The 25005-nt window shown below is 58.8% G+C and carries 23 protein-coding genes; 12 read left to right on the top strand and 11 right to left on the bottom strand.

The window, feature by feature from the left end:
* The first annotated feature begins 85 nt into the window (after positions 1–85).
* Positions 86–691, top strand: coding sequence for a 5-formyltetrahydrofolate cyclo-ligase (locus tag ACZRMS_RS01930; protein ID WP_463993871.1), 606 nt, complete (start codon positions 86–88; stop codon positions 689–691).
* Positions 692–734: 43 nt separating this feature from the next.
* On the opposite strand, the gene ACZRMS_RS01935 is transcribed toward ACZRMS_RS01930, so the two are convergent.
* On the bottom strand, positions 735–884 hold the full coding sequence (locus tag ACZRMS_RS01935) for a hypothetical protein (protein ID WP_463993872.1): 150 nt from the start codon (positions 882–884) through the stop codon (positions 735–737).
* A gap of 196 nt (positions 885–1080) precedes the next feature.
* Between ACZRMS_RS01935 and ACZRMS_RS01940 the strand changes: the two genes are divergently transcribed.
* The 4 genes from ACZRMS_RS01940 to ACZRMS_RS01955 all read left to right on the top strand — a co-directional run bounded on the left by ACZRMS_RS01940 (position 1081) and on the right by ACZRMS_RS01955 (position 6474).
* On the top strand, positions 1081–1530 hold the full coding sequence (locus ACZRMS_RS01940; protein WP_463993873.1) for an EVE domain-containing protein: 450 nt from the start codon (positions 1081–1083) through the stop codon (positions 1528–1530).
* 131 nt (positions 1531–1661) lie between these two features.
* Complete coding sequence (locus ACZRMS_RS01945) at positions 1662–2627, top strand: HlyD family secretion protein (RefSeq protein WP_463993874.1); 966 nt, start codon at positions 1662–1664, stop codon at positions 2625–2627.
* Complete coding sequence (rbbA, locus tag ACZRMS_RS01950) at positions 2624–5356, top strand: ribosome-associated ATPase/putative transporter RbbA (protein ID WP_463993875.1); 2733 nt, start codon at positions 2624–2626, stop codon at positions 5354–5356. Before ACZRMS_RS01945 ends, rbbA begins: the two co-directional genes overlap by 4 nt.
* Complete coding sequence (locus ACZRMS_RS01955; RefSeq protein ID WP_463993876.1) at positions 5356–6474, top strand: ABC transporter permease; 1119 nt, start codon at positions 5356–5358, stop codon at positions 6472–6474. The genes rbbA and ACZRMS_RS01955 overlap by 1 nt, the downstream gene beginning before the upstream one ends.
* 119 nt (positions 6475–6593) lie before the next feature.
* On the opposite strand, the gene ACZRMS_RS01960 is transcribed toward ACZRMS_RS01955, so the two are convergent.
* From ACZRMS_RS01960 to ACZRMS_RS01970, 3 genes are all read right to left on the bottom strand, one after another.
* Positions 6594–6998 (bottom strand): flagellar basal body-associated protein FliL, encoded by a 405-nt coding sequence (locus ACZRMS_RS01960; RefSeq protein WP_463993877.1) that lies wholly within the window; start codon positions 6996–6998, stop codon positions 6594–6596.
* Positions 6999–7100: 102 nt separating this feature from the next.
* Positions 7101–7481 carry a hypothetical protein gene (locus tag ACZRMS_RS01965; RefSeq protein ID WP_463993878.1) on the bottom strand — a complete coding sequence of 127 codons (381 nt, stop codon included), beginning with the start codon at positions 7479–7481 and terminating at the stop codon, positions 7101–7103.
* Positions 7482–7623: 142 nt separating this feature from the next.
* Positions 7624–8271, bottom strand: coding sequence for a gamma-glutamylcyclotransferase (locus ACZRMS_RS01970; RefSeq protein ID WP_463993879.1), 648 nt, complete (start codon positions 8269–8271; stop codon positions 7624–7626).
* Between the two features lie 203 nt (positions 8272–8474).
* Here ACZRMS_RS01970 and ACZRMS_RS01975 point away from each other — a divergent pair, with 203 nt between their 5' ends.
* A complete protein-coding gene (locus ACZRMS_RS01975; protein WP_463993880.1) occupies positions 8475–8954 on the top strand; it encodes a sn-glycerol-3-phosphate transporter in 480 nt (159 codons plus the stop codon).
* Positions 8955–8961: 7 nt separating this feature from the next.
* Here the strand turns inward: ACZRMS_RS01975 and ACZRMS_RS01980 are convergent, their stop codons facing one another.
* From ACZRMS_RS01980 to trxA, 5 genes are all read right to left on the bottom strand, one after another.
* Complete coding sequence (locus ACZRMS_RS01980) at positions 8962–9930, bottom strand: CDP-6-deoxy-delta-3,4-glucoseen reductase (RefSeq protein ID WP_463993881.1); 969 nt, start codon at positions 9928–9930, stop codon at positions 8962–8964.
* Complete coding sequence (gene ubiD, locus ACZRMS_RS01985) at positions 9930–11396, bottom strand: 4-hydroxy-3-polyprenylbenzoate decarboxylase (protein ID WP_463993882.1); 1467 nt, start codon at positions 11394–11396, stop codon at positions 9930–9932. Before ubiD ends, ACZRMS_RS01980 begins: the two co-directional genes overlap by 1 nt.
* A gap of 69 nt (positions 11397–11465) precedes the next feature.
* Positions 11466–13469 (bottom strand): acyltransferase family protein, encoded by a 2004-nt coding sequence (locus ACZRMS_RS01990; protein ID WP_463993883.1) that lies wholly within the window; start codon positions 13467–13469, stop codon positions 11466–11468.
* A 119-nt stretch (positions 13470–13588) separates the two neighbouring features.
* A complete protein-coding gene (gene rho, locus ACZRMS_RS01995) occupies positions 13589–14848 on the bottom strand; it encodes a transcription termination factor Rho (RefSeq protein ID WP_048360574.1) in 1260 nt (419 codons plus the stop codon).
* A gap of 234 nt (positions 14849–15082) precedes the next feature.
* Positions 15083–15412, bottom strand: coding sequence for a thioredoxin TrxA (trxA, locus tag ACZRMS_RS02000; protein ID WP_016783018.1), 330 nt, complete (start codon positions 15410–15412; stop codon positions 15083–15085).
* Positions 15413–15726: 314 nt separating this feature from the next.
* On the opposite strand from trxA, the gene ACZRMS_RS02005 reads away from it, so the two are divergent.
* From ACZRMS_RS02005 to ppx, 5 genes are all read left to right on the top strand, one after another.
* Positions 15727–16512, top strand: coding sequence for a transporter substrate-binding domain-containing protein (locus ACZRMS_RS02005; RefSeq protein WP_463993884.1), 786 nt, complete (start codon positions 15727–15729; stop codon positions 16510–16512).
* A gap of 21 nt (positions 16513–16533) precedes the next feature.
* Entirely contained in the window at positions 16534–17199 is a 666-nt protein-coding gene (locus tag ACZRMS_RS02010) for an amino acid ABC transporter permease (protein ID WP_463993885.1), read from the top strand.
* Positions 17196–17846: an amino acid ABC transporter permease gene (locus ACZRMS_RS02015; RefSeq protein WP_463993950.1), complete on the top strand. Its 651-nt coding sequence runs from the start codon at positions 17196–17198 to the stop codon at positions 17844–17846. The genes ACZRMS_RS02010 and ACZRMS_RS02015 overlap by 4 nt, the downstream gene beginning before the upstream one ends.
* A complete protein-coding gene (locus ACZRMS_RS02020; protein ID WP_463993886.1) occupies positions 17833–18570 on the top strand; it encodes an amino acid ABC transporter ATP-binding protein in 738 nt (245 codons plus the stop codon). Before ACZRMS_RS02015 ends, ACZRMS_RS02020 begins: the two co-directional genes overlap by 14 nt.
* A 268-nt stretch (positions 18571–18838) precedes the next feature.
* Positions 18839–20341 (top strand): exopolyphosphatase, encoded by a 1503-nt coding sequence (ppx, locus tag ACZRMS_RS02025; protein WP_463993887.1) that lies wholly within the window; start codon positions 18839–18841, stop codon positions 20339–20341.
* A 114-nt stretch (positions 20342–20455) separates the two neighbouring features.
* Here ppx and ppk1 read toward each other — a convergent pair whose 3' ends face one another.
* Positions 20456–22693, bottom strand: a complete 2238-nt coding sequence (ppk1, locus tag ACZRMS_RS02030; RefSeq protein WP_463993888.1) for a polyphosphate kinase 1 — start codon at positions 22691–22693, stop codon at positions 20456–20458.
* A gap of 439 nt (positions 22694–23132) precedes the next feature.
* Here ppk1 and ACZRMS_RS02035 point away from each other — a divergent pair, with 439 nt between their 5' ends.
* Positions 23133–23753 carry a DedA family protein gene (locus tag ACZRMS_RS02035; RefSeq protein ID WP_463993889.1) on the top strand — a complete coding sequence of 207 codons (621 nt, stop codon included), beginning with the start codon at positions 23133–23135 and terminating at the stop codon, positions 23751–23753.
* On the opposite strand, the gene ACZRMS_RS02040 is transcribed toward ACZRMS_RS02035, so the two are convergent.
* Complete coding sequence (locus ACZRMS_RS02040) at positions 23731–24969, bottom strand: sterol desaturase family protein (RefSeq protein WP_463993890.1); 1239 nt, start codon at positions 24967–24969, stop codon at positions 23731–23733. The genes ACZRMS_RS02035 and ACZRMS_RS02040 overlap by 23 nt on opposite strands.
* Positions 24970–25005 lie beyond the last annotated feature (36 nt).

Below are 25005 nucleotides of genomic sequence, written 5' to 3' on the forward strand. Positions count from 1 at the left end.
ATTTCCTAGCGCAATGCCAGCCACCTGCTGGCATTGGCTTATACGAGCCACCATCCGGTGAACTCGCCTTTGAACAGCACGCCATATGAACGAACCTGCGACGCCTACCCGCCCGCAACTTCGCCGAATGCTGCGCAAAGCCCGCCGCGACCTGTCGCCGTGCGAGCAACGCCAGGCCGCCCGTGGCCTGTACCGGCAACTGGCGCAACACCCGCTGTTTCGCCGTGCCAAACACATCTCGCTGTACCTGCCCACCGACGGTGAAATCGATCCGCGCCTGCTGCTGCGCGAAGCCCAGCGCCGGGGCAAGATCACCTACCTGCCGGTCCTCAGCGCCTGGCCAAGAACCAAGATGGTCTTTCAGCGGGTTGCCCCCGGCGAAAAGCTGATCCCCAACCGTTTTCGCATTCTCGAACCGCGTATCAACCGCGCACGCCAACGCAAGGTCTGGGCACTCGACCTGGTGTTGTTGCCGTTGGTGGGGTTTGATGCGATGGGGGGACGCCTGGGCATGGGTGGCGGCTTTTATGACCGCAGCCTGGCGTATCAGGCCAGACGCCAAAGCTGGCGCAAGCCGACGCTATTGGGGCTGGCCCACGAATGTCAGAAAGTTGAATGCCTGGCGCAGGCCAGTTGGGATGTACCGTTACAAGGCACGGTCTCGGACAGGCAGTGGTACGTCGCCCACTGAACACCAAGGCATCACGGTTGAAGCGATGCCTTCGAAGGAAACTTTAGCGTTTGAAAGGCTGGACTTGCTGTTGCGCCAGTTCAACCGGCGCGTCGGTCGAGTTGGACCACAGACTTTGCGCATAACCCGTTGTGACCACGCCCAAACCGAACAAAATAACCAACATCCACAGTAAATCCGGTTTGCGTTTCATCGATTGCCCTCCTTCAGGCAAATCAACACGATGACAGCAACGGTTTTTGTTATAGGCCGTGCAGCAGCGTCAAGCTTAAAAGCCCGGCATTCTGCGGCAACGCGAACAGACACGCAAACGTTGACGTCAACCGACTGTCGGTTTAACAAAATGTTGCAAGACAATGTTACCGAACAGTTTGTAAGAGGAAGTATAGATGGCCTTTTGGTTAATGAAATCGGAGCCAGACGAGTTCTCGATCAAGGACTTGCAGAAGCTTGGCGAAGCACGCTGGGACGGCGTGCGTAATTACCAGGCGCGCAACTTCATGCGGGCCATGGCGGTAGGTGACGCATTCTTTTTTTACCACTCCAGTTGCCCCGAGCCGGGCATTGCCGGGATTGGCCGAATCGTTCAGGCCGCCTACCCGGACCCCACCGCCCTCGACCCCGAAAGCCATTACTTCGACCCCAAGGCCAGCGCCGAGAAAAACCCGTGGAGCGCACTGCAAGTGGCCCATGAGCAAACCTTCCCCAAGGTGATCAAACTCGACTATCTGAAACAGCAGGCCGCCCTGGCTGAAATGGCGCTGGTACAAAAAGGCAGCCGCCTTTCAGTAATGCCCGTTACCCCGGAACAGTGGGCGGTGGTGATGGGGCTGCTTTAACCGGCCGCCAAAATCTGTGACAGGCAGCATCCCGTTTTTGCGTCTAGGCTCTGCTCTTCCTTTGACTGGCATCAAGTGGCTCCGGCCTTGAAACCATCAAACTAGAGCGCTCTGTGACACAGGATGCAGGCATGTCCAAGAATCATCGCATTTCCCATTACTTCGTTATCCCTTTGGCCATCCTGCTGGTTGCAGCAGGTGGTTTCGGTTACTGGAAATCCCTGCACGACCGGCTCCCTGAAGGCATCAGCATGGGCAACGGACGGCTCGAGTCCACCGAAGTACAGATCGCGGCAAAAACCCCGGGCCGTCTGGCAGAAGTGCTGGTCGACGAGGGTGATCGTGTGACCCAGGGCCAACTGCTGGCCCGCATGGACACCCGCACCCTGGAAGCCAGCCGTACGCAAGCCGAAGCCGAAGTGCTGCGCGCCCGCCAGACCCTGGCCGCCAACGAAGCCAACGTGCAATTGCGCCAAAGCGAAAAACTGCTGGCCAGCCAGGAACTCAAGCGCTTCCGCCAACTGTCAGAGCGCGGATTCGCCAGCGGCCAACAACTCGACCAGCAACAGGCGCGATTCGACACCAGTAACGCCGCAGTGGTCGCAGCACAGGCCCAGGTTGCCGCCGCCAAAGCCGCGATCGGTTCATCCCAGGCCCAGGTTGCACAACTGACCAGCGAAATCGATGACAGCAGCCTGCGCGCACCGATCAACGGCGTGATCCAGCTGCGCCTGGCCGAACCCGGCGAAGTGCTGGGCGCAGGCGGACGGGTATTCATGATGATCGACCCGAGCGACCAGTACATGAATCTGTACTTGCCCGCTTCGGTGGTCGGCAAGCTGACCGTCGGTGCTGACGCCCGCATCGTGCTAGACGCCCTGCCCGACCGGGCGCTGCCGGCCAAAATCGCTTTCGTCGCCGCCAAATCGCAATTCACCCCCAAGGAAGTCGAAACCCGCGACGAACGGCAAAAACTGGTGTTCCGCGTCAAGCTGCGCCTGACCGACCCCGGCGCCGTGCCTCAGGCAAAACCGGGTATGCCGGGGGCAGGTTATGTACGAACCGCCGACGTACCTTGGCCGGCTAATCTGCAATGAGCGACCTGGCGATCAATGCCAGTGGCATCAGCCACCAGTACGGCAAACAGCAGGCACTGAACGACATTGCTTTCAGCCTGCCCAAAGGCACGCGCTGTGGGCTGATCGGCCCGGACGGTGCGGGCAAATCAAGCCTGCTGGGGCTGATTGCCGGGGTTAAAAAACTTCAGCAAGGCAGTCTTGAAGTGCTGGGCGGCCCAATTGACGATCGCCGCCACCGCAACACGCTGTACCCGCTGATTGCGTTCATGCCCCAGGGCCTGGGCGGCAATCTTTACCCCGAATTGTCGATCAGCGAGAACATCCGCTTTTTTGGCACCCTGTTCGGCCTGTCAAAAGAAGACTGCGAACAACGCATGGCCGAGTTGCTCAAGGCCACTGACCTGGAACGCTTTGCCGAGCGCCCGGCGGGCAAGCTGTCAGGCGGGATGAAGCAAAAGCTGGGGCTGTGCTGCGCGCTGATTCACGAGCCGGACTTGCTGATCCTCGACGAACCCACCACTGGGGTTGATCCGCTGTCGCGGCGGCGCTTCTGGGAGCTGGTGGATGACGTGCGCAGGCAGCGCCCGCAACTGACGTTGCTGGTGGCCACGGCCTACATGGAAGAAGCCGAGCAGTTCGAACACTGCCTGATGCTCGACCGCGGCAAGTTGATCGCCGCCGGTTTAAGCCAGGAGCTGGCGGCCGTCACCGGCACCGGCAAACTCGACGAAGCCTTCACCCACTATCAGGGCGACAGCGGCCACAACAGCGAGCCGCTGGTAATCCCGCCTCGCACCGGCGACAACAGCGATATCGCCATTGAAGCCCACGACCTGACTCTTAAATTCGGCGAATTTACCGCGGTCAACAAGGTCAGTTTCGCCATTGGGCGAGGCGAAATTTTCGGCTTTCTGGGCTCCAACGGTTGCGGCAAAACCACCACCATGAAAGTCCTGACCGGGCTGATGCCGGCCACCGAAGGCAGCGCCAAACTGCTCGGCAACCCGGTCAATGCAAAAGACCTGGCCACCCGCAAACGTGTGGGTTTCATGTCGCAAAGCTTCTCGCTGTACGGCGAATTGAGCGTGCGGCAAAACCTGGTGCTGCATGCGCAATTATTCGACCTGCCCAAGGACGAAAGCCAGGCCCGCATCGAAGAACTGATCGCGCGTTTTGATCTGGGCGAGGTGGCTACTCAGCAATCCGGCGAATTGCCGCTGGGGCTGCGCCAGCGCTTGTCACTGGCGGTGGCCGTGCTGCATCGCCCCGAAGTGCTGATCCTCGACGAACCGACTTCTGGCGTCGACCCGGCGGCCCGCGATGACTTCTGGCGCTTGCTGATCGAACTGTCGCGCGAGCAGGGGGTGACCATCTTTTTGTCCACCCACTTTATGAACGAAGCCCAGCGCTGCGACCGTATTTCGTTGATGCACGCGGGCAAGGTTCTGGCCTGCGACACCCCCGATGCACTGCAGCGCCAGTTCCAGGGCGACACCCTGGAAGCGGCGTTCGTCACTTGCCTGGAACAGGCACAAAACGATCAGGGCGCCAGCCCCGCCCCCGAAGCGGCGCCCGTCGCCACGCCTGCTGTCAATGCTCCGCCGCCGGTCAGCAAAAAAGGGTTCAGCCTGACCCGGCTGATCGCCGTTGCCAGCCGTGAATCCAAAGAGTTGTTGCGTGACAAGGTGCGCATGGCGTTCGCCTTGCTGGGGGCAGTCTTCATGATGGTGATTTTCGGCTACGGCATTTCGCTGGACGTCGAGAACCTCGCCTTCGCCGTCTACGACCAGGACCAGAGCCCGCAAAGCCGCGCCTACCTGGAAGCCTTCCGCAGCTCGCGCTACTTCGAAGAGCACGCGCCCATCCGCAGCTCCGATGAGTTGCACAAACGCCTGCAACGTTCCGAAATCAAGATAGCTCTGGAGATCCCGCCCGGGTTTGGCCGCGACCTGTACGCCGGGCGCCAGCCCACGGTTGCCGCCTGGCTGGATGGCGGCATGCCGTTCCGTGCCGAAACCAGCCGCAACTATGTCGAAGCGGTGCACACCGCCAACCTTGAGCAACTGGCCGCACACAGCAGCCCGGCGCAAAACAAACAAGGGATGGCCAAGCTCGAAACCCGCTTTCGCTACAACCAGGACGTGATCAGCGTAAACGCCATCGGCCCCGGCGTGATGGCGCTGATTCTCGCGTTTATCCCGGCCATGCTTACCGCGCTGGGCATCGTGCGCGAAAAAGAACTGGGTTCGATTACCAACTTCTACGCCACGCCCCTGACCCGGCTCGAATTCCTGCTCGGCAAGCAGGCCCCGTATCTGGCCGTGAGTCTGGTCAATCTGGCGTTGCTGGTGGCAATGAACCGCTGGCTGTTCGGCGTTCCGTTCAAAGGCAGCGGCGTCGCGCTGGCGCTGGGCGGGCTGTTGTATGTGCTGGCAACCACCAGCATGGGCTTGCTGATTTCCGCCTTCACCCGCACCCAGATCGCAGCGATCCTGGGCACCATGATCATCACCAGTTTGCCGACCATTCAGTTCTCCGGGCTGATCGTGCCGCGCTCCTCCCTTGATGGCTCAGCAGCACTGATGGGCATGCTGTTCCCGGCCGGGCACTTTCTCGACATTGCCGTGGGCACCTTCACCAAAGCTCTGGATCTGCGGCAGTTGTGGCCGCAATGCCTGGCGCTGCTGGGGTTCTTTGTCGCGTTTACCGGGCTGAGCCTGGTCATGCTCAAGAAGCAGGAGGTTTGATGCACAAGCTCTCGCACATCCTGCGCCTTGGCTTTAAGGAACTGACCAGCCTGCGCCACGACAGCGTGCTGCTGCTGTTTTTGTTCTATGCCTTCACCGTGGCCATTTATATGCCCGCTGCCGGCTCGATTATCGGTGTGCACAACGCCAGCGTGGCCATCGTCGATGAAGACCACAGTGCCTTGTCGCGCAAACTGGGCGAGTCGCTGCTGCCCCCTGAGTTCAAAGCCCCGCAAGCCCTGCCCTATAGCCAGCTGGACCAGTCAATGGACAGCGGCCAATACACCTTTGTGATCAACGTGCCGGTCAACTTTCAAGCCGACTTGCTGGCCGGTCGTGAGCCAAGCGTGCAGGTCAACGTTGATGCCACGGCCATGAGTCAGGCATTCATGGGCGCGGGGTATATCGGGCGGATATTCCAGCGCGAACTGCTTGAATACACCGGCCAGGGCGAAGCCGCCGCGAAAACCCCGGTGCTGCTCAGCAGTCGGGCACTGTTCAACCCCAACCTGGAAGGCGGGTGGTTTCTGGCCGTGATCCAGATCGTCAACAACATCACCATTCTGGCCATCGTGCTGACGGGCACCGCCCTGCTGCGCGAGCGCGAGCACGGCACCCTCGACCATTTGCTGGTGCTGCCCCTGACCGCGCTGGAAATCATGCTGGCAAAAATCTGGAGCAATATGCTGGTGGTGGTGCTGTGCACCTGGATATCGCTGGAAGTGGTGGTCAAGTGGGCACTGGGCGTGCCGCTGGCGGGGTCGCTGACCCTGTTCTTGCTGGTGACTGCGCTATACCTGTTTGCCAGCACCGCACTGGGGATCTTCCTCGCGACACTGGCCCGCTCAACGCCGCAATTTGGCTTGCTGGCGATCCCGGTAATCATCCCGATGCTGTTGCTCTCGGGCGGCAGCACGCCGCTGGACAGCATGCCCCAGTGGCTGCAATGGGTGATGCAGTGCTCGCCTTCGACCCACTTCGTGAGCCTGAGCGCGGCGATACTGTTCCGTGATGCGGGCGTGAATGTGGTGTGGCCGGACTTGCTGGCACTGGCCGGCATCGGGCTGGTGTTCTTTGCGATTGCGCTGGCGCGGTTTCGAAAGAGCCTGGCGTCATAGAACTACCTGTGGGAGCTGGCCTGCCTGCGATGGCATCAACGCAGTTTTCCTGGCTGACCGCGCCGCCTGCATCGCGAGCAAGCCCGTTCCCACAAATCCCGCATCAGGGCTGTTGCGCCTTACTGAACAATCAAATTGTTGAACAGCAAATCGTCCACCATCGGTTTACCCGTCTCGTCGGTCATCACCTGCTGGATCTGCTTCAGGGCTTCCTGGCGCAGCTTCTCCTTGGCCTCGACGCTGCCCAGGGTTTCGCTGGTCTGCTGGGTAAACAAACCCACCAGTTGGTTGCGAATCAGCGGGTCATTGGATTTAACCGCCTTGGCCGCCTCATTGCCCGTCACGCGCAAGGAAATATCGGCCTTGTACACTTTAAGCCTCGAACTGCCGTCCAGGCCGTAGTTGCCCACAAACGGCGGGCTCAGGGTGATATAGCTGACCTTGTCGCCGCCCTCTTGCGCCTCTTCGGCCACAGCTGCCAGCGGCAAGGACAGGGCCAGCATCAACATGATCCACGCTTTCACAATTCGCTCCTTTGTACGGTTTGGAGGCAAGCATACGGGGGCTGCTTGCGAGACTCTTCAGGGTTATCGGCCAGCACTTGAAAACCCGTAGGCTTGCGCACCTTACTCGTGGGGTACTGCGCTCGTCATCAATAGCGTCCTGACGCTTTCGGGCAGCATATCTACAAATTTGCGGCTGGTTTTTCGCTGGCAGGTTTTAGTCACTTTATCGATGTCACGTGAAAGCTCGTACAAACCGGTGGCTAACTGATCGCGGGAGTACCGCCCGCCCTCAAATCCTTCAATCATTCGGTAGCGGGTCAGTTTGAAAAACGTCAGCTCCGCCAGCGGTATGTCGACCCCGCGACGAATGTAATGCTTAACTTCCCGGTTGAACTGAAGGCAAGTTGCCCGGGTGATATCGGGCACCGGCCTGAGCGGCAGGTCCTTTGCTCGCGCTTCAAGCGCCAGACACATCACGACAAACCACACTGACCACTTCATCGCCTTCCCCCGGAGTTGCACCAAACCGCGCCCACATGGATGCAGAGGGGAAATACTATTTGTGTGTTTATGGATTTTTCAGGTCAAAGGCTCCGATCCAGTCGTGGGACGGATCCGATTAAACGGACAGCAGCATCTAACGCTAGGGCTTGAACGAACCGCAACGCTTGAGCCGCGCCTCCAGGTTTCGATCGGGCATGGCGTGTGTGCGCAGGGCGCTGACGGTCTGCTCGACATAATCGCGAGTGGTACCGTAGCGACCGCTGGCATTGGCCAGTACCTGGCTCAACACGCCATCTGGCAGGTTGCCCGCATAGCTGGGCAAATGGCGTTCCAGTACAAACCCCAAGGCCTGCACCTGACTGCCATCTTCCAGCCGGCAGGTCAGCCAGTGCGGTCGGTACGAGGGCACCGGCATTTCGCGCAGCCACAAGGCGTAGAGCGACGCATCAAGGTTGTCCTCGGGCAGGCGATAGGCAAAACCGCTGCACGAGCCGCCCCGGTCCAGACCAAACACCAACCCCGGCCACTGCGGCGTGCCGCGATGCTCGTGGGACCACAGATACAACCCGCGGTGATAGCCATGCACCCGGCCACGCACGCGCTCGACCGCCGAGCACTCGGGGCGCCAGATCAGTGAGCCATAGGCAAAGAGCCATACTGGCCCGCCTTGATGGCGCGCCATGGTGGTTTGCAAAGATTGCTGGAGTTGTTCGGGAGTCAACGCGGCCCCGAGATCGAGTCGCGGAGGGTAGGCCAGATTCAGGCCGGCAGATTCACGGGTAGTCATCGCAGAAGGCATTGGGTCCTACAGGCATTACACGTGGCAAACAAAAATATCGGCCTGAATCTTATAGCACTAAAAATCAAATGCCCCCTTCAGCAAGACGTATGGCTCGGCAACTTCCAAAAAATGTTCGTTTCGTTCAGGGAATCTTCAAATATTCCCTCTATAGTTGCCCGCCACAGGCGCATACCCACTGAGGTCGTGAAATGAAAAACATTGGGATCTGCTACCTGTTGATATTGGCGTATGCCAGTTCAGCATTGGCACAAGATGACACGCAACAAAAAGACGATGGCTTCTGGTACCTGCAAACCAGCGTCTATACCCGGCACTTCTCCCCGGATTCGGAACACAACAACAATCAGGATTTGATCGGTCTTGAGTACAACGATGGCTCAGGCTGGCTTGCCGGAGGCGCGACCTTTCGCAACTCGTTCAGACAGCGCTCGTACTACGCCTACGCGGGCAAACGCTTTGATAGCGATACGTACCCCGTGTATTTGAAGCTGACTGCGGGTTTGCTCGAAGGCTATCACGGCGAATATCAGGACAAGATCCCGCTTAATCGCTTCGGCGTAGCGCCAGTGATTATTCCTTCGGTGGGCGCTCATTACGGCCCGGTGGCTGCCGAGCTGGTGTTGCTCGGCTTCAATGCGGCAATGATCACAACAGGGCTGCGTTTCTAGCCCTGACTCAAGGCCTCGGGCAATAGGCAAACACATCGGCACGCATCTGGTGTGCGTCCATGCCCGCAGCCACCAGCGCATCAAGTGTGCCGTAGATCATCGCAGGCGAGCCGCTGGCATATACATGCACATTGGCCAGATCGCTGATGTCTTCGCACACGGCCTCATGCAACATGCCGCACCGCCCTTCCCAGCCACACAAGTCACTCACTACCTTGTGCAGGAACAGGTTGGGGATTTTCTCCCATTCGGCCCATTCTTCCAGGGTGTAGAAGTCTTCAGGACGACGCACGCCCCAGTACAGATGTACCGGGTGGGCGAAGCCTTTTGCGCGGCAATGTTCGATCAGGCTATGCATCTGCGCCATGCCGGTGCCCGCGGCGATCAATACCAGCGGCCCGTCCGGCAATTCGGACAAGTGTGTGTCACCGAACGGCAGCTCAAGGCGAACCATCCTGTTGCGTTGCAGTTGTTCGATCAGGCTCCGGGCGCTGTCTTCGCGTACCAGCACATGCAGCTCAAGGTCGCGCCCCGAGTGCGGTGCGCTGGCGAGTGAAAACGCCGATTTGTCGCCGTTTTCACGCTCCAGCATCACATACTGCCCGGCGTGATAACGCGGCGGCTTGCCGGCCGGCGCACGCAAGCGCACCCGCCATACATCGCCGCCCATATCGACACATTCGATCAACTGACACGCCAGGCTTCGCACCGGTAACTCTCCCAACGCAAGCACGCCATCCCACAACACCACACAGTCTTCAAGCGGCGCCGCCAGGCACGTGTAAAACTCGCCGTGATCGCGCACGTCACCCGCCTGCTCCACCTGGCCTTCAACCAGCAAGGCCGCACACACGTGGCAATTACCATTGCGGCAGCTCTGCGGGCATTCATAGCCCAGGCGTTGCGCCGCATCCAGAATTCGCTCGCCAGGCAAGGTTTCCAGCACCGCACCTGAAGGCTGCAAGGTTACACGCATCAATCTATTCCTAATTGATTCCAGATGTCATCGATCCGGCGGGTGACCGCCTCATCCTTGACGATAACCCGACCCCATTCGCGAGTGGTCTCACCCGGCCATTTGTTGGTTGCATCAAGGCCCATCTTCGAGCCAAGACCGGAAACCGGCGAGGCAAAATCAAGGTAATCGATTGGCGTGTTGTCGATCATCACCGTGTCGCGCTTGGGGTCCATGCGGGTGGTAATGGCCCAGATCACGTCGTTCCAGTCGCGGGCGTTGATGTCGTCGTCGGTGACGATAACGAATTTGGTGTACATGAACTGGCGCAAAAACGACCACACACCGAGCATTACGCGCTTGGCGTGCCCCGGGTACTGCTTCTTGATGGTCACAATGGCCATGCGGTACGAGCAGCCTTCGGGCGGCAGGTAGAAGTCGGTGATTTCCGGGAACTGCTTTTGCAGGATCGGCACAAACACTTCGTTGAGCGCTACGCCCAGGATCGCCGGCTCATCAGGTGGACGGCCAGTGTAGGTGCTGTGGTAGATCGGCTTGACCCGATGGGTGATGCGCTCGACGGTGAACACCGGGAAGCTGTCGACTTCGTTGTAGTAACCGGTGTGGTCGCCGTACGGGCCTTCGGGGGCCATCTCGCCAGGGTGAATCACACCCTCGAGGATGATTTCTGCGGTGGCAGGCACTTGAAGGTCGTTGCCACGGCACTTCACCAGTTCGGTGCGATTACCACGCAGCAAGCCCGCAAAGGCGTACTCGGACAAGCTGTCCGGCACGGGGGTCACGGCGCCTAGAATGGTCGCAGGGTCTGCCCCGAGAGCCACGGATACCGGGAATGGCTGGCCGGGGTGTTTTTCGCACCAGTCGCGGTAGTCCAGCGCACCGCCACGGTGGCTCAGCCAGCGCATGATGACCTTGTTGCGGCCAATTACCTGCTGGCGATAAATCCCAAGGTTCTGACGTTCCTTGTTCGGACCTTTGGTCACGGTCAGCCCCCAGGTGATCAGGGGCGCCACGTCGCCGGGCCAGCAGTGCTGGACCGGCAACATGGCGAGGTCGACATCATCACCTTCAATGACCACTTCCTGGCACACCGCGTCTTTGACGACTTTCGGGGCCATGGCAATGATCTTGCGGAAGATCGGCAACTTGGACCACGCGTCTTTCAGACCTTTAGGCGGCTCAGGCTCTTTGAGGAACGCCAGCAACTTGCCGATTTCGCGCAACTCACTGACCGACTCGGCGCCCATGCCCATGGCCACACGCTCAGGTGTGCCGAACAGGTTACCGAGCACCGGGATCGTGTGGCCCGTCGGGTTTTCGAACAGTAACGCAGGGCCTTTGGCGCGCAGCGTGCGGTCGCAGATTTCGGTCATCTCCAGTACTGGAGAAACGGGAATCTGGATGCGTTTCAATTCTCCGCGCTGCTCTAGCTGCTGCACGAAATCCCGAAGATCCTTGAATTTCATTGACGGTGGCACCCCTAAAATAGGCGTACATCCTACCTGCTATGCCGAGCGCTGGCAGCTTATCGCTGCTCAGCGGGCCGCATTCGCCTGATTCGGGGCGGGCGGCACTTGAGCCGACAGGGCTTCAAACAGGGGCGTCAGCACGGGCAGGAGCAACTTCGCGCCAACTTCCGACAAGTGATTATCATCGGTATATAACGAAAAACCGTCCTGTTCAGCTCGACACAACCCGGTGTCATCACACAGCTGCGGCGTCGGATCCAGCACCTTCACCCAGGGATCAGCCGCCGCGAGACTGGAAAACAGTTGGCTGGTAAACACCTTTTGCCTCAGGTGATCCTCAACCGGCATTCCGATAGCCGCCGTTGACTGGTGCAACATGGCCAAACGACTGAGCCGATAAGGCGGGTTGAACGGCTGCAAGGGCGCCTCTTTCATCAGCCAGACGCGATACCCGGCCTTGCGTAACTGCCCGACCCTGGCCCGCAGACCATCGGCCAGCCGTTGCTCGGCCACCGCTCGATCGTAGCGGCCATTGGCATCGTGCAAGGCATGGCCATGATCGCCTGAAGCATCGCCATACAAGTAAAGGCTCCAGCGAGCCACCAACATGACGTCCTGCACCGGTTCAGTGGCCAAGGTGCGCTCCACGCGCCGGTTGTAGTCGGCGCATCGCGCACCATGCTCCAGCCCCTCCAGTGGCAGGCAGCCGGCCGAACTGGCCAGCATCACATTGACGCCATATCGCTGTGCACGGTCTTGTAGTGCCGGGATCAATGCGGTGGCGTGGCTATCCCCCCAAACCAGTAAGCGGGCAGGCGCCCCGGTCGGTCGACCATAACGGCAAAAAGGAGTGTCGGCCGGGCTTTTATCATCGGTGATACACGCCATCAGCTCAGGCCTCCACTCACTGGCCCGGGCATATTGCAGTGCCTGGTCTGACAGACGCGACGGTAAACCATCAGTCCAGCGCAGTGCCTGCCCCGCCAGGCCCAATACCAGAATGCCAAGGCCAGCAGCTGTAAGGATCTGACGACGGCCTGCCAATAATCGACGCTCGCGAAAGGGGGTTTCAACAAAGCGCCAGGATAAATAACCCAGGATCAACGTCAGAACAATCAGAGCGGCGGTCTGTCCGGGGCCAAATGCATCCACGCTCGCATAGCTGCCAAAGACAAAGACCGGCCAGTGCCATAAATACCAGGAATAGGAAATCAGGCCCAACCCCACCATCGTGCGAGTGCTTAACACACGCCCCACCCAAGTGCCGTGCTGCGCATTGGCCCAAATCAGCGAAACGACACCCACAACGGGCAACAGTGCTGCAGCACCAGGGAAAGGCGTGCTTTTGTCATACGCAAAAACCGCGACAAGGATCAGCCCCAGACCAACAAGGCTGATTAGTTGGGCTGCCGAGGGCGTCAGACGTATCTTGCTCATTGGGGCAACTGCCAGCATTGCCCCCGCCAGCAGCTCCCAGGCCCGCATCGGTAAAAGGAAAAAGGCTTTTTCCGGATGCGCAGCTACGGCCCACACACTCAGCCCGAACGACATCACTAACACCGCGAACAAGGCCATACGCCAGTGCTTGAAACGACTGGAAAGCAGCGTCAGTACCAATGGAAAGACAATGTAGAACTGTTCTTCAACAGACAATGACCAAGTGTGCAGCAGCGGTTTTAAATCGCTGGCTACATCGAAGTAGCCCTCCTGGCGCATAAACAGGAGGTTTGAGACGAACATCACCTGATAACGCACTGAGCGTCCCAGCTCTTCGTAGTCCTTGGGTGCCATCAGGAACCAGCCTGCGGCCAGCACTATGGCCATCAGCACAAACAGCGCCGGCAAGATCCGGCGCGCACGCCGCGCCCAGAACTCAACAAAACTGAAGCGCCCGGTTTCGCGTTGGCGCCAGATGATTGAAGTAATCAAATATCCGGAAATGACGAAAAACACATCAACGCCAACAAACCCGCCGGTGAAACCCGGAACCCCAAAATGAAACAAAACAACAGCAATGACCGCGACGGCGCGCAACCCATCGATGTCTCTGCGATACACAAGAGAAGTCATAACCGTTCAAGCCTGCCAATTCATTGTTGTTATTGACCAAACTTAACCTGAATCCTCCCTTTCATTACAAAAAAAATGGCGCCCCTGGGGGCGCCATTATTGAAGCTCGAAAAAACGTATTACTTACGTTTCATCGACAAGAAGAACTCATCGTTAGTCTTAGTCTGCTTCAGTTTGTCGATCAAAAACTCGATAGCCGCTACTTCGTCCATCGGGTGCAACAGCTTGCGCAGAATCCACATGCGTTGCAGCTCGTCGTCTGCGGTCAGCAACTCTTCGCGGCGTGTGCCGGAGCGGTTGATGTTGATCGCAGGGAAGACGCGCTTTTCAGCGATCTTGCGGTCCAGAGGCAGTTCCATGTTGCCGGTGCCTTTGAACTCTTCGTAGATCACTTCATCCATCTTCGAGCCGGTTTCAACCAGCGCGGTAGCGATGATGGTCAGCGAGCCGCCTTCTTCGATGTTTCGCGCAGCACCGAAGAAACGCTTTGGCTTCTCAAGGGCGTGAGCATCGACACCACCAGTCAATACCTTGCCGGAGCTCGGGATCACGGTGTTGTAGGCACGGGCCAGACGGGTGATGGAGTCGAGCAGGATCACCACGTCTTTTTTGTGTTCGACCAGGCGCTTGGCCTTCTCGATCACCATTTCAGCAACCTGCACGTGGCGGGTTGGTGGCTCGTCGAAGGTGGAGGCAACCACTTCGCCGCGCACGGTACGCTGCATTTCGGTTACTTCTTCCGGGCGCTCGTCGATCAGCAGAACGATCAAGTGCACTTCAGGGTTGTTACGCGAAATGTTCGACGCGATGTTCTGCAACATGATGGTCTTGCCCGCTTTTGGCGGAGCAACGATCAGACCGCGCTGACCTTTACCGATCGGAGCACAGAGGTCGATGACACGACCGGTCAGATCTTCGGTGGAACCGTTACCGATTTCCATCTTCATGCGAATGGTCGGGAACAGCGGGGTCAAGTTCTCGAAGAGAATCTTGTTTTTCGCGTTCTCTGGACGATCGTAGTTGATCGTGTCGACTTTCAGCAGTGCGAAGTACCGCTCGCCTTCTTTAGGCGGACGGATTTTACCGACGATGGTATCGCCAGTGCGCAAGTTGAAGCGTCGAATCTGGCTAGGCGAGACGTAGATATCGTCCGGGCCGGCCAGGTAGGAAGCGTCAGCGGAACGCAGGAAGCCGAAGCCGTCCTGGAGAATCTCCAGCACGCCATCACCGGAGATTTCCTCGCCGCTTTTCGCGTGCTTTTTGAGCAGGGAGAAAATCACGTCCTGCTTGCGCGAACGGGCCATATTTTCTATGCCCATCTGTTCGGCCAATTCGAGCAGTTCGGTAATCGGCTTTTGCTTGAGTTCAGTCAGGTTCATATAGGAATGACGTAATCATTTATGGAGGGGGGAAATTAAGCTTTTGGCTTAATGAGGCCGCGCCGCAGTGAAGGCGACAGGATCGCGTACTAATTCGATAAGGAGTGCGTCGGCGACGGCTTGCAGGGGGCAGTGGAGAAACCAGTGCGGGGCCGAATGTACCACTTGAGTTTCATAGCGTCTAGTCCTTGAGCCATGAAAAAGCCCCGCATTTAGCGGGGCTTTTATCGACGCTTAGATATTGGCGTCGAGGAATGCAGCCAACTGCGACTTCGACAGCGCACCGACTTTGGTGGCTTCGACGTTGCCGTTCTTGAACAGCATCAGCGTAGGAATACCACGAACGCCGTGTTTGGCCGGGGTTTCCTGGTTTTCATCAATGTTCAGCTTGGCAACAGTCAGCTTGCCTTTGTAAGTCTCTGCGATCTCGTCCAGAACCGGCGCGATCATTTTGCAAGGGCCACACCATTCAGCCCAGTAGTCGACCAGTACAGCGCCTTCAGCCTTGAGAACATCGGCCTCAAAGCTAGCGTCGGTGACGTGTTTAATAAGATCGCTGCTCATGGAAGTCTCCGTGGTTGTAAGCAAAAACGTAGCACATCATAGCCGTCATCACCGCGTTCAGGAAGCTGAGGGATGATTGACTCTCACTATAGTGGTGCATGAGTGCGGATATCGCTCCGCTCTTTTATGTAAACCCCTCGGCATAACCCGCTCAATTACGGTGCGCCAATAACAACTCCCGCGCACCATTGAAGTTCATTCGACCAGCCGCATGCACCCGCCCCTAACCTGCGCCCTCGCAAAACCGCTGTTGGCATGGCCTGTGCTCTGTTCAAGCCCAGACATCACCGCCCGCCCGTTTTCGGAGAGTTGCCATGACCCCGCGTTACAGCGCCCTGATTTGCACCTTGTTTGCCAGCCTGATGCTGAGCCACGCACCGGCTAACGCCAATGACCTCGATGACGTGATGGCGCGCGGCACGCTCAAGGTCGCGGTGCCCCAGGACTTCCCGCCCTTCGGCTCGGTCGGCCCGGACATGAAGCCACGCGGGCTGGATATCGACACCGCCAGGCTGCTGGCCGACCAGCTCAAGGTCAAGCTTGAGCTGACGCCGGTCAACAGCACCAACCGCGTGCCTTATCTGACCACCGGTAAAGTCGACGTAGTGATTTCCAGCCTCGGCAAAAACCCGGACCGCGAAAAGGTCATCGATTTTTCCAGCGCTTACGCGCCGTTCTACCTGGGTGTGTTTGGCCCGCCGGACGCCCGGATCAAGACGCTGGACGACCTCAAGGGCAAAACCGTCAGCGTCACCCGCGGCGCTATCGAAGACATCGAGCTGACCAGCGTGGCCCCGGCCGGCGTCACCATCAAACGCTTCGAAGACAACAATTCAACCATCGCCGCATACCTGGCAGGCCAGGTGGATTTGATCGCCAGCGGCAACGTGGTGATGGTCACCATCAGCGAGCGCAACCCCAAGCGCATTCCGGCGATAAAGCTCAAGCTCAAGGACTCGCCCGTCTACGTGGGCGTCAACAAGGGCCAGCCCGAGTTGCTGGCCAAGGTGAATCAGATTCTTGCCACAGCCAAAGCTGACGGCAGCCTGGAGAAAAACGCGCTGCTGTGGCTCAAAGAGCCGCTGCCAGCCGACCTCTGATTGCTTGCGGCGAGACTACCCATGGCTTATCAGTTCGACTTTTTACCGGTGCTGCAAAACAGCGACCTGTTATTACGCGGCGCCCTGTTCACCCTGGAACTGACGGCCATCGGCACGCTGTTCGGGGTCGGCCTGGGGATTGTCGGCGCCGTGGTCCGGGCGTGGAATATCCGGCCTTTTGCCGCGCTGTTCGGGCTGTATGTCGAGTTGATTCGCAACACACCGTTTCTGGTGCAGTTGTTCTTTATCTTCTTCGGCCTGCCGGGCCTGGGCCTGCACATCAGCGAATGGCAGGCCGCCGTGCTGGCGATGGTGATCAACCTGGGGGCCTATTCCACGGAAATTATCCGTTCCGGGATTCAGGCCGTCCCCAAAGGTCAGCTGGAAGCAGCGGCGGCACTGGCCATGAGCCGGTTCGAAGCGTTCCGTTATGTGGTGCTGCAACCGGCGCTCGCCAAGGTCTGGCCGGCGCTGAGTAGCCAGATCATCATCGTGATGCTCGGCTCCGCTGTGTGTTCGCAAATTGCCACTGAAGAACTGAGCTTCTTCGCCAACTTTATACAGTCGCGCAACTTCCGGGCTTTTGAAACCTATGCCCTGACCACACTGATCTACCTGTGCATGGCCTTGCTGATTCGCCAGTTGCTGAACTGGATCGGCCGCCGTTACCTGACCCGGAGCCGCTGATGGATTTCACTTTCTGGGACATCGTGCGCAACTTGCTGATGGGTTTGCAGTGGACCGCAGCCCTGTCGATCGTCGCATTTATCGGCGGCGGTCTGATCGGCTTGCTGGTGATGCTGATGCGCATTTCAAAAAGCCGCTTCGCCCGCATTCTGGCGCGCGGCTATATCGAGCTGTTCCAGGGCACGCCGCTGTTGATGCAGCTGTTTTTGATCTTCTTCGGCGTCGCCCTGCTGGGTATCGACATCTCGCCGTGGATGGCAGCGGCGCTGGCCCTGACGCTGTTCACCAGCGCCTACCTGGCCGAGATCTGGCGCGGGTGCGTCGAGTCGATTGCCCACGGCCAATGGGAAGCCTCGGCCAGCCTGGCCCTCAGCCCTCTGGAACAGTTGCGCTACGTGATCATCCCGCAGGCGCTGCGGGTGGCCATCGCGCCGACCGTGGGCTTTTCCGTGCAGGTAATTAAAGGCACCGCCGTAACCTCCATCATCGGTTTCACCGAACTGACCAAGACCGGCAGCATGCTGGCCAACGCGACCTTTGAGCCTTTCATGGTCTACGGCCTGGTGGCACTCGGTTACTTCCTCTTGTGCTACCCCTTGTCGCTCAGTGCGCGCTATCTGGAAAGGAGACTGCATGCCTCTGCTTAGAGTTACCGCCCTGCATAAATACTACGGCGACCACCACGTACTTAAAGGCATCGACCTGACCGTCGAACAGGGCCAGGTGGTCGCAATCATCGGTCGCAGCGGGTCGGGCAAAAGCACTTTGCTCAGGACTCTGAACGGGCTGGAGTCCATCAACGACGGAGTGATTGAAGTCGATGACGAATATCTGGACGCTGCCCGGGCCGACTTGCGCAGCCTGCGCCAGAAGGTCGGCATGGTGTTTCAGCAGTTCAATCTGTTCCCGCACCTGAGCGTGGGCGAAAACGTGATGCTCGCCCCGCAAGTGGTGCAAAAAGTCCCCAAGGCCAAGGCTGCCGAACTGGCGCGCCAGATGCTGGAGCGGGTGGGTCTGGGCGACAAGTTCGATGCATTCCCCGAGCGCCTGTCCGGCGGGCAACAGCAACGGGTGGCGATTGCCCGGGCGCTGGCCATGTCCCCCAAAGTGCTGCTGTGCGATGAGATCACCTCGGCGCTCGACCCGGAACTGGTTAACGAAGTCCTGAGTGTGGTGCGCCAACTGGCCCGCGAAGGCATGACGCTGATCATGGTCACCCACGAAATGCGCTTCGCCAGGGAGGTCGGCGACAAACTGGTGTTCATGCACCAGGGCAAGGTGCATGAAGTGGGCGATCCGAAGGTGCTGTTCGCCAACCCGCAAACCCCGGAGCTGGCGAATTTTATCGGGACGGTGGAGGTGAATGGTTAAGCGCATCACCCCTGCGGGGGCGGGCGGGCTCGCGATACAGGCGACACGGTGAGCCAGATGCACCGTGTTGATGCCATCGCGAGCAAGTCCGCTCCCACAGAAAAACCGACCTGACACGGCACTTAAATCGCACACAAAAAAACGAATTGTCCCGGAACAACTAACATCATTGCTTTCGTGTTCCATATCAATGCATCTGACATCGCGCGTTGGCGCGAGCGTTTGATCGTGGCACGATGGCCGGGTTATCGACCGAGATCCCTCAACCATGCCCCAATCCCAAGCCAAGAATCCGTCCCTGATCGCCGCCATCGATCTGGGTTCTAACAGCTTTCACATGGTGGTGGCCAAGGCCCAGAATGGCGAAATCCGCATTCTCGAACGCCTTGGTGAAAAGGTGCAGTTAGCTGCCGGCATCGACGAAGATCGCAAACTCAACGAAGAATCCATGCAGCGCGGGCTCGATTGCCTCAAGCGTTTTGCCCAGCTGATCAACGGCATGCCGTTGGGCGCTGTGCGTATTGTGGGGACTAACGCATTGCGTGAGGCGCGCAACCGCAACGAATTTATCGTGCGCGCCGAAGAGATCCTGGGCCACACCGTCGAAGTCATTTCCGGTCGTGAAGAAGCGCGCCTCATCTATCTGGGCGTGTCCCACACCCTGGCCGACACCCCGGGCAAACGCCTGGTCGCCGACATTGGCGGCGGCAGTACCGAGTTCATCATCGGCCAGCGCTTTGAACCGCTGCTGCGCGAAAGCCTGCAGATGGGCTGCGTCAGCTACACCCAGCGTTATTTCCGCGACGGCAAGATCACTCCGGCCCGCTATGCCCAGGCTTACACGGCCGCGCGCCTCGAAATCATGAGCATTGAGCACGCCCTGCACCGTTTGGCCTGGGATGAAGCCATCGGCTCCTCAGGCACCATTCGGGCCATTGGCCTGGCCCTCAAGGCCGGCGGTCATGGCAACGGCGAGGTAAACGCCGAAGGCCTGTCCTGGCTCAAGCGCAAGCTGTTCAAGCTGGGCGAAGCGGACAAGATCGACTTTGAAGGCATCAAGCCTGACCGTCGCACCATCTTCCCTGCCGGCCTGGCGATTCTTGAAGCGGTGTTCGACGCTCTTGAACTCCAGCGCATGGATCACTGTGACGGCGCGCTGCGTGAAGGCGTGCTGTACGACCTGCTGGGCCGCCATCACCATGAGGACGTGCGTGAGCGCACTCTCGGCTCGCTGATGGAGCGTTACCACGTCGACCGCGAGCAAGCGAACCGGGTGGAACGCAAAGCCCTGCGCGCCTTTGACCAGGTGGCCAAGTCATGGGACCTGAAAGACGGTGTCTGGCGTGAACTGTTGGGCTGGGCGGCCAAGGTGCATGAAGTGGGCCTGGACATTGCCCACTATCACTACCACAAGCACGGTGCCTACTTGATCGAGCACTCCGACCTGGCCGGTTTTTCACGCGAAGACCAGCAAATGCTCGCGCTGCTGGTGCGCGGTCATCGTCGAAACATTCCAAAAGACAAATTCGCCGACTTTGGCGAGGACGGCATCAAGCTGATTCGCCTGTGCGTGCTGTTGCGCTTTGCGATCCTGTTCTACCACATCCGTGGCAACCAGGAAGCGTCGCAGGTGAAGCTGCGCGCCGAGGGCGACCACCTGGAAGTGATCTTTCCGGATGGCTGGCTTGAACAAAACCCGCTGACCCAGGCTGACTTCGAACAAGAAGCGCAATGGCTGACCCGGGTCGGGATTGTGTTGACGGTTTCGTAAAAAACCAGAAAAACCTGTGGGAGCGGGCTTGCTCGCGATTCAGACGGCGCGGTGTCTCAGGGAAACCGCGTCGATCCAATCGCGAGCAAGCCCGCTCCCACATTTGTTTATGGCTTACACCGAAGGCCCGGTGCTGACTGCCAGTACCGGCAGGCTCAAACGCTCAAGCAGCGTGGCTTGCGCGCTGCGCGGGTTCTGGTTGCCGGTTGGCGTGTTACGAATGTAACGCCCGTCCGACTGCAGGCTCCAGCTGTGAGTGTTGTCGGTCAGGTAGCACTCCAGTTCTTTCTTGACCCGCAAAATCAGCTTTTTACCCTCTACCGGGAAGCACGTCTCGACACGTTTATCGAGGTTGCGCTCCATCCAGTCGGCACTCGACAGGAACATCTGCTCTTCGCCGCCGTTGAGGAAGTAGAACACCCGCGTGTGCTCCAGGAAGCGACCGATGATCGAGCGCACATGAATGTTGTGCGAGACCCCGGGAATACCCGGTCGCAGGCAGCACATCCCGCGCACCACCAGATCAATCCGCACGCCGGACTGGCTGGCCTTGTACAGCGCACGAATGATTTTCGGGTCGGTCAGCGAGTTGAACTTGGCAATGATGTGCGCCGGCTTGCCCTCAAGGGCGAACTGGGTCTCGCGGGCAATCATGTCGAGCATGCCCTTCTTCAAGGTAAACGGCGCATGCAGCAGTTTTTTCATGCGCAGCGTCTTGCCCATGCCGATCAACTGGCTGAACAACTTGCCCACGTCTTCACACAACGCGTCGTCCGAGGTCAGCAGGCTGTAGTCGGTATAGAGCTTGGCGTTACCCGCGTGATAGTTGCCGGTACCCAAGTGCGCGTAACGCACGATCTCCCCCGCCTCACGGCGCAGGATCAGCATCATCTTGGCGTGGGTCTTGAAGCCCACCACGCCATAAATGACCACCGCACCGGCGGCTTGCAGACGGCTGGCCAGTTGCAGGTTGGATTCTTCGTCAAAACGCGCACGCAGCTCGATCACCACCGTGACTTCTTTACCGTTACGCGCCGCATCGACCAGCGCATCCACGATTTCCGAGTTTGCGCCGCTGCGATACAGGGTTTGGCGCACAGCCAGTACATGGGGATCCTTGGCCGCCTGGCGCAGCAAATCAACCACCGGCGTAAAGGATTCAAACGGGTGCAGCAGCAAGATGTCCTGCTTGCTGACCACGCTGAAAATGTTCTCGCTGTTCTGCAGCAGCTTGGGGATCGCCGGGGTGAACGGCGTGTATTGCAGCTCCGGATGGCTGTCGAGCCCCGTGATGCTGAACAGCCGCGTCAGGTTTACCGGGCCATTGACCTGATACAGCTCGGTTTCGTGCAGGCTGAACTGCTTGAGCAGGTAGTCGGACAGATGCTTGGGGCACGTGTCGGCCACTTCCAGGCGTACGGCATCGCCGTAGCGACGTGAGAACAACTCGCCACGCAGGGCGCGGGCCAGGTCTTCTACATCTTCGGTATCGACTGCCAGGTCGGCGTTACGGGTCAGACGGAACTGGTAGCAACCCTTGACCTTCATGCCTTGAAACAGGTCATCGGCGTGAGCGTGAATCATCGACGACAGGAAGACGTAGTTGTCCCCTGCACCGCCCACTTCTTCGGGCAACTTGATCACGCGCGGCAACAGGCGCGGTGCCGGGATAATCGCAAGGCCCGAATCACGGCCAAAGGCATCGATACCTTCAAGCTCGACGATAAAGTTCAGGCTCTTGTTCACCAGCAACGGGAACGGGTGCGTCGGGTCCAGCCCGATAGGGGTAATGATCGGCGCAATTTCGTCGCGGAAGAACTTGCGCACCCACGCTTTGATTTTGGTGTTCCAGTGGCGGCGACGAATGAAACGCACCTGATGCTTTTCAAGCTCTGGCAACAGAATGTCGTTGAGGATCGCGTATTGGCGATCAACATGGCCGTGGACCAGCTCACTGATGCGGGCCAGCGCCTGATGCGGCTGCAAGCCGTCGGCACCTGCCTGTTCACGGGCGAAGGTGATTTGCTTCTTCAGGCCCGCCACCCGGATTTCAAAGAACTCATCCAGGTTGCTGGAGAAAATCAGCAGAAACTTCAAGCGCTCAAGCAGCGGATAGGACTCGTCCAGCGCTTGTTCCAGCACGCGAATGTTGAACTGCAACTGCGACAGCTCGCGATGGATATACAGACTGCTGTCATCAAGGCCAGGAATGGCAATCGCCGGATGCACCGCCGCGGGCGTCTCGGCCGCAGCAGGCGCATGGCCTTGCGGTACAGGCGGAGTTTCAGGGACCGGCTCAGCAATCGGCTGAGCTTCAGTGGCAACGATTTCTGCAAGTCCTTCGGTATTCATTGAATGTTCCTGTAAGAGCGGGTTTGACTCTTAAGCGGCACTGCCAGTCAAGTTGCCAGAATGCCATCAACGCCTGTGGGTTTAAACCGCTCGCAGGCGCTTTATGCAAGCTAGAGCCTGGTTAGAGGGCAATATTTCGATTTTGTTTCCAGGGGTACTGGCACTGTGGGAGCGGGCTTGTTCGCGATTCAGGCGACACGGTGTTTCAGATTGACCGCGTCAACCTAATCGAGAGCAAGCCCGCTCCCACCGTTTTTGAGCAATAAACACCTGCGCGCATGGTTATAACGCCTATCGATGAACACTAGATGACAACGCCAATGATGTAGGTCAAATAGACGTCAATTGTAGGAATTGTTAACGCGAAGACACATTTCGATACTTTCACGAACGTCCCTTAAGGCGTAGGCTGCGCGTTCATTTCGCCAGCATCCAGACAATGCTCCAACAATTTCTTCAAGAATTCGGTTACTTCGCCCTGTTTCTGGGGACGTTCTTTGAAGGTGAGACCATCCTGGTTCTCGCAGGCTTCTTGGCGTTCCGCGGATACATGGACCTGAAACTGGTCATGATCGTGGCGTTCCTCGGCAGTTATGCCGGCGACCAGCTGTGGTACTTCCTGGGGCGCAAGCACGGCCGCAAACTGTTGGCGCGCAAACCGCGCTGGCAACTCATGGGCGACAAGGCGCTGGAGCATATCCGCAAGCACCCGGACATCTGGGTCTTGAGTTTCCGCTTCGTCTACGGCCTTCGTACCGTCATGCCTGTAGCCATTGGCCTGTCGGGCTACCCGCCGGGCCGCTACTTGCTGCTCAACGGCATCGGTGCTGCCATCTGGGCCATCGCGCTGGCAACCGCCGCTTACCACTTTGGCGCCGTGCTCGAAGGCTTGCTGGGCAACGTCAAGAAGTATGAGCTGTGGGTACTGGGTGCCTTGTTGCTGATCGGTCTGTGCCTGTGGGCCCGTCGCCGCTTCAAGAACGCGCGACAGGCCAGGCAGACCGCTCTCGAAGAAAAGAGCAAAGCCTGCGCCGACGTCAGCAACCCGCCAGCTGAGTGATGCGGTTTCTGCACACGTACAGGCCCATCACGCTCAACACCGTGTAACTGAACAGGCCGACCCAGCCCAATCCGCTGGCCGGCCACAGCCCCACCCAAGGGGCCAGCCATACCAGTGGCACATTCAGCGCCAGGCGCAGCCACTCAAGCCTCAACGCCCAGGGCCGGTTTTCCAGGCCCGCCCCCAATACAAACAACCCGAACGCCATGTAGCCCCATCCCAGCGTCAGTGCCTGGGCCGGCAGCATCTCGCCCAGATTCAGCAGATAACTGCCCAGCGCCACATACACCGTGAATTGCCCCGCGATATACAGCTGTTGGCGTAACGGCATTGGCACTTCGAATTTCTCGAACTGGCTCAACTGCGGTTTACTCATCGGGTACCTGGCCGCCACATCCGCCGGGCGCCAGCCCGTGGGCATAAACCAGATCCGCAGCTTGTCCTGCCAACGTTCAGCGCGTCGCGCATCGGCCAGTAACTGGCCATAGAACTGCCAATTGGCCCATAGCGGGTTCCAGCTCTGCAGAGGTGTGGTTACCCCGAAAATAACCGGTTCGGCGTCGTCCTCCTCCTGAAACGTGCCAAACAACCGATCCCAGAAAATGAACACCCCGCCGTAATTGCGATCCATATAGAGAGCATTTTGCGCATGGTGGGCCCGGTGATTGGAAGGCGACACAAAGAACCACTCGAACCAGCCCAGCTTGGGTACATGCCGGGTATGGACCCAGAACTGATAGAGCAGGTTAAGCGTCGCCACAGTGACAAACACCAGCAACGGCACGCCCAGCACCGCCATCGGCAGGTAAAAGATCCAGCCAAATACGAACCCGGTACTGGTTTGCCGAAGGGCCGTAGACAAGTTGTAGTCTTCACTCTGGTGATGCACCGAATGCGCGGCCCACAGCACGTTGCGCTCATGCCCGAGGCGGTGGTGCCAGTAGTAGCAAAAGTCATAGAACACAAAAGCAAACAACCAGACCCACAGGCTGTCTTCGGGCAAATCAATGAGCGCCAGATATTTGAGCGCCAGCGCATAGGTGATCAAACCCACGCCTTTGGTCAGCAAGCCGGTGGTGGTCGACAGTACACCGGCGCTCAGGCTGCTGATGGTGTCTGCCAGGCGATAGGTGCGCATCCCGCGCCAGCGGTCGGCCAGAAGCTCCACAGCAATCAGCACAAAGAAAAACGGTACTGCATACAGAATCAGCTTCATGGCACACCCCGAGCGACGATCCATCAAGCGTAGGCC

It is taken from the genome of Pseudomonas sp. B424, from assembly GCF_055408345.1.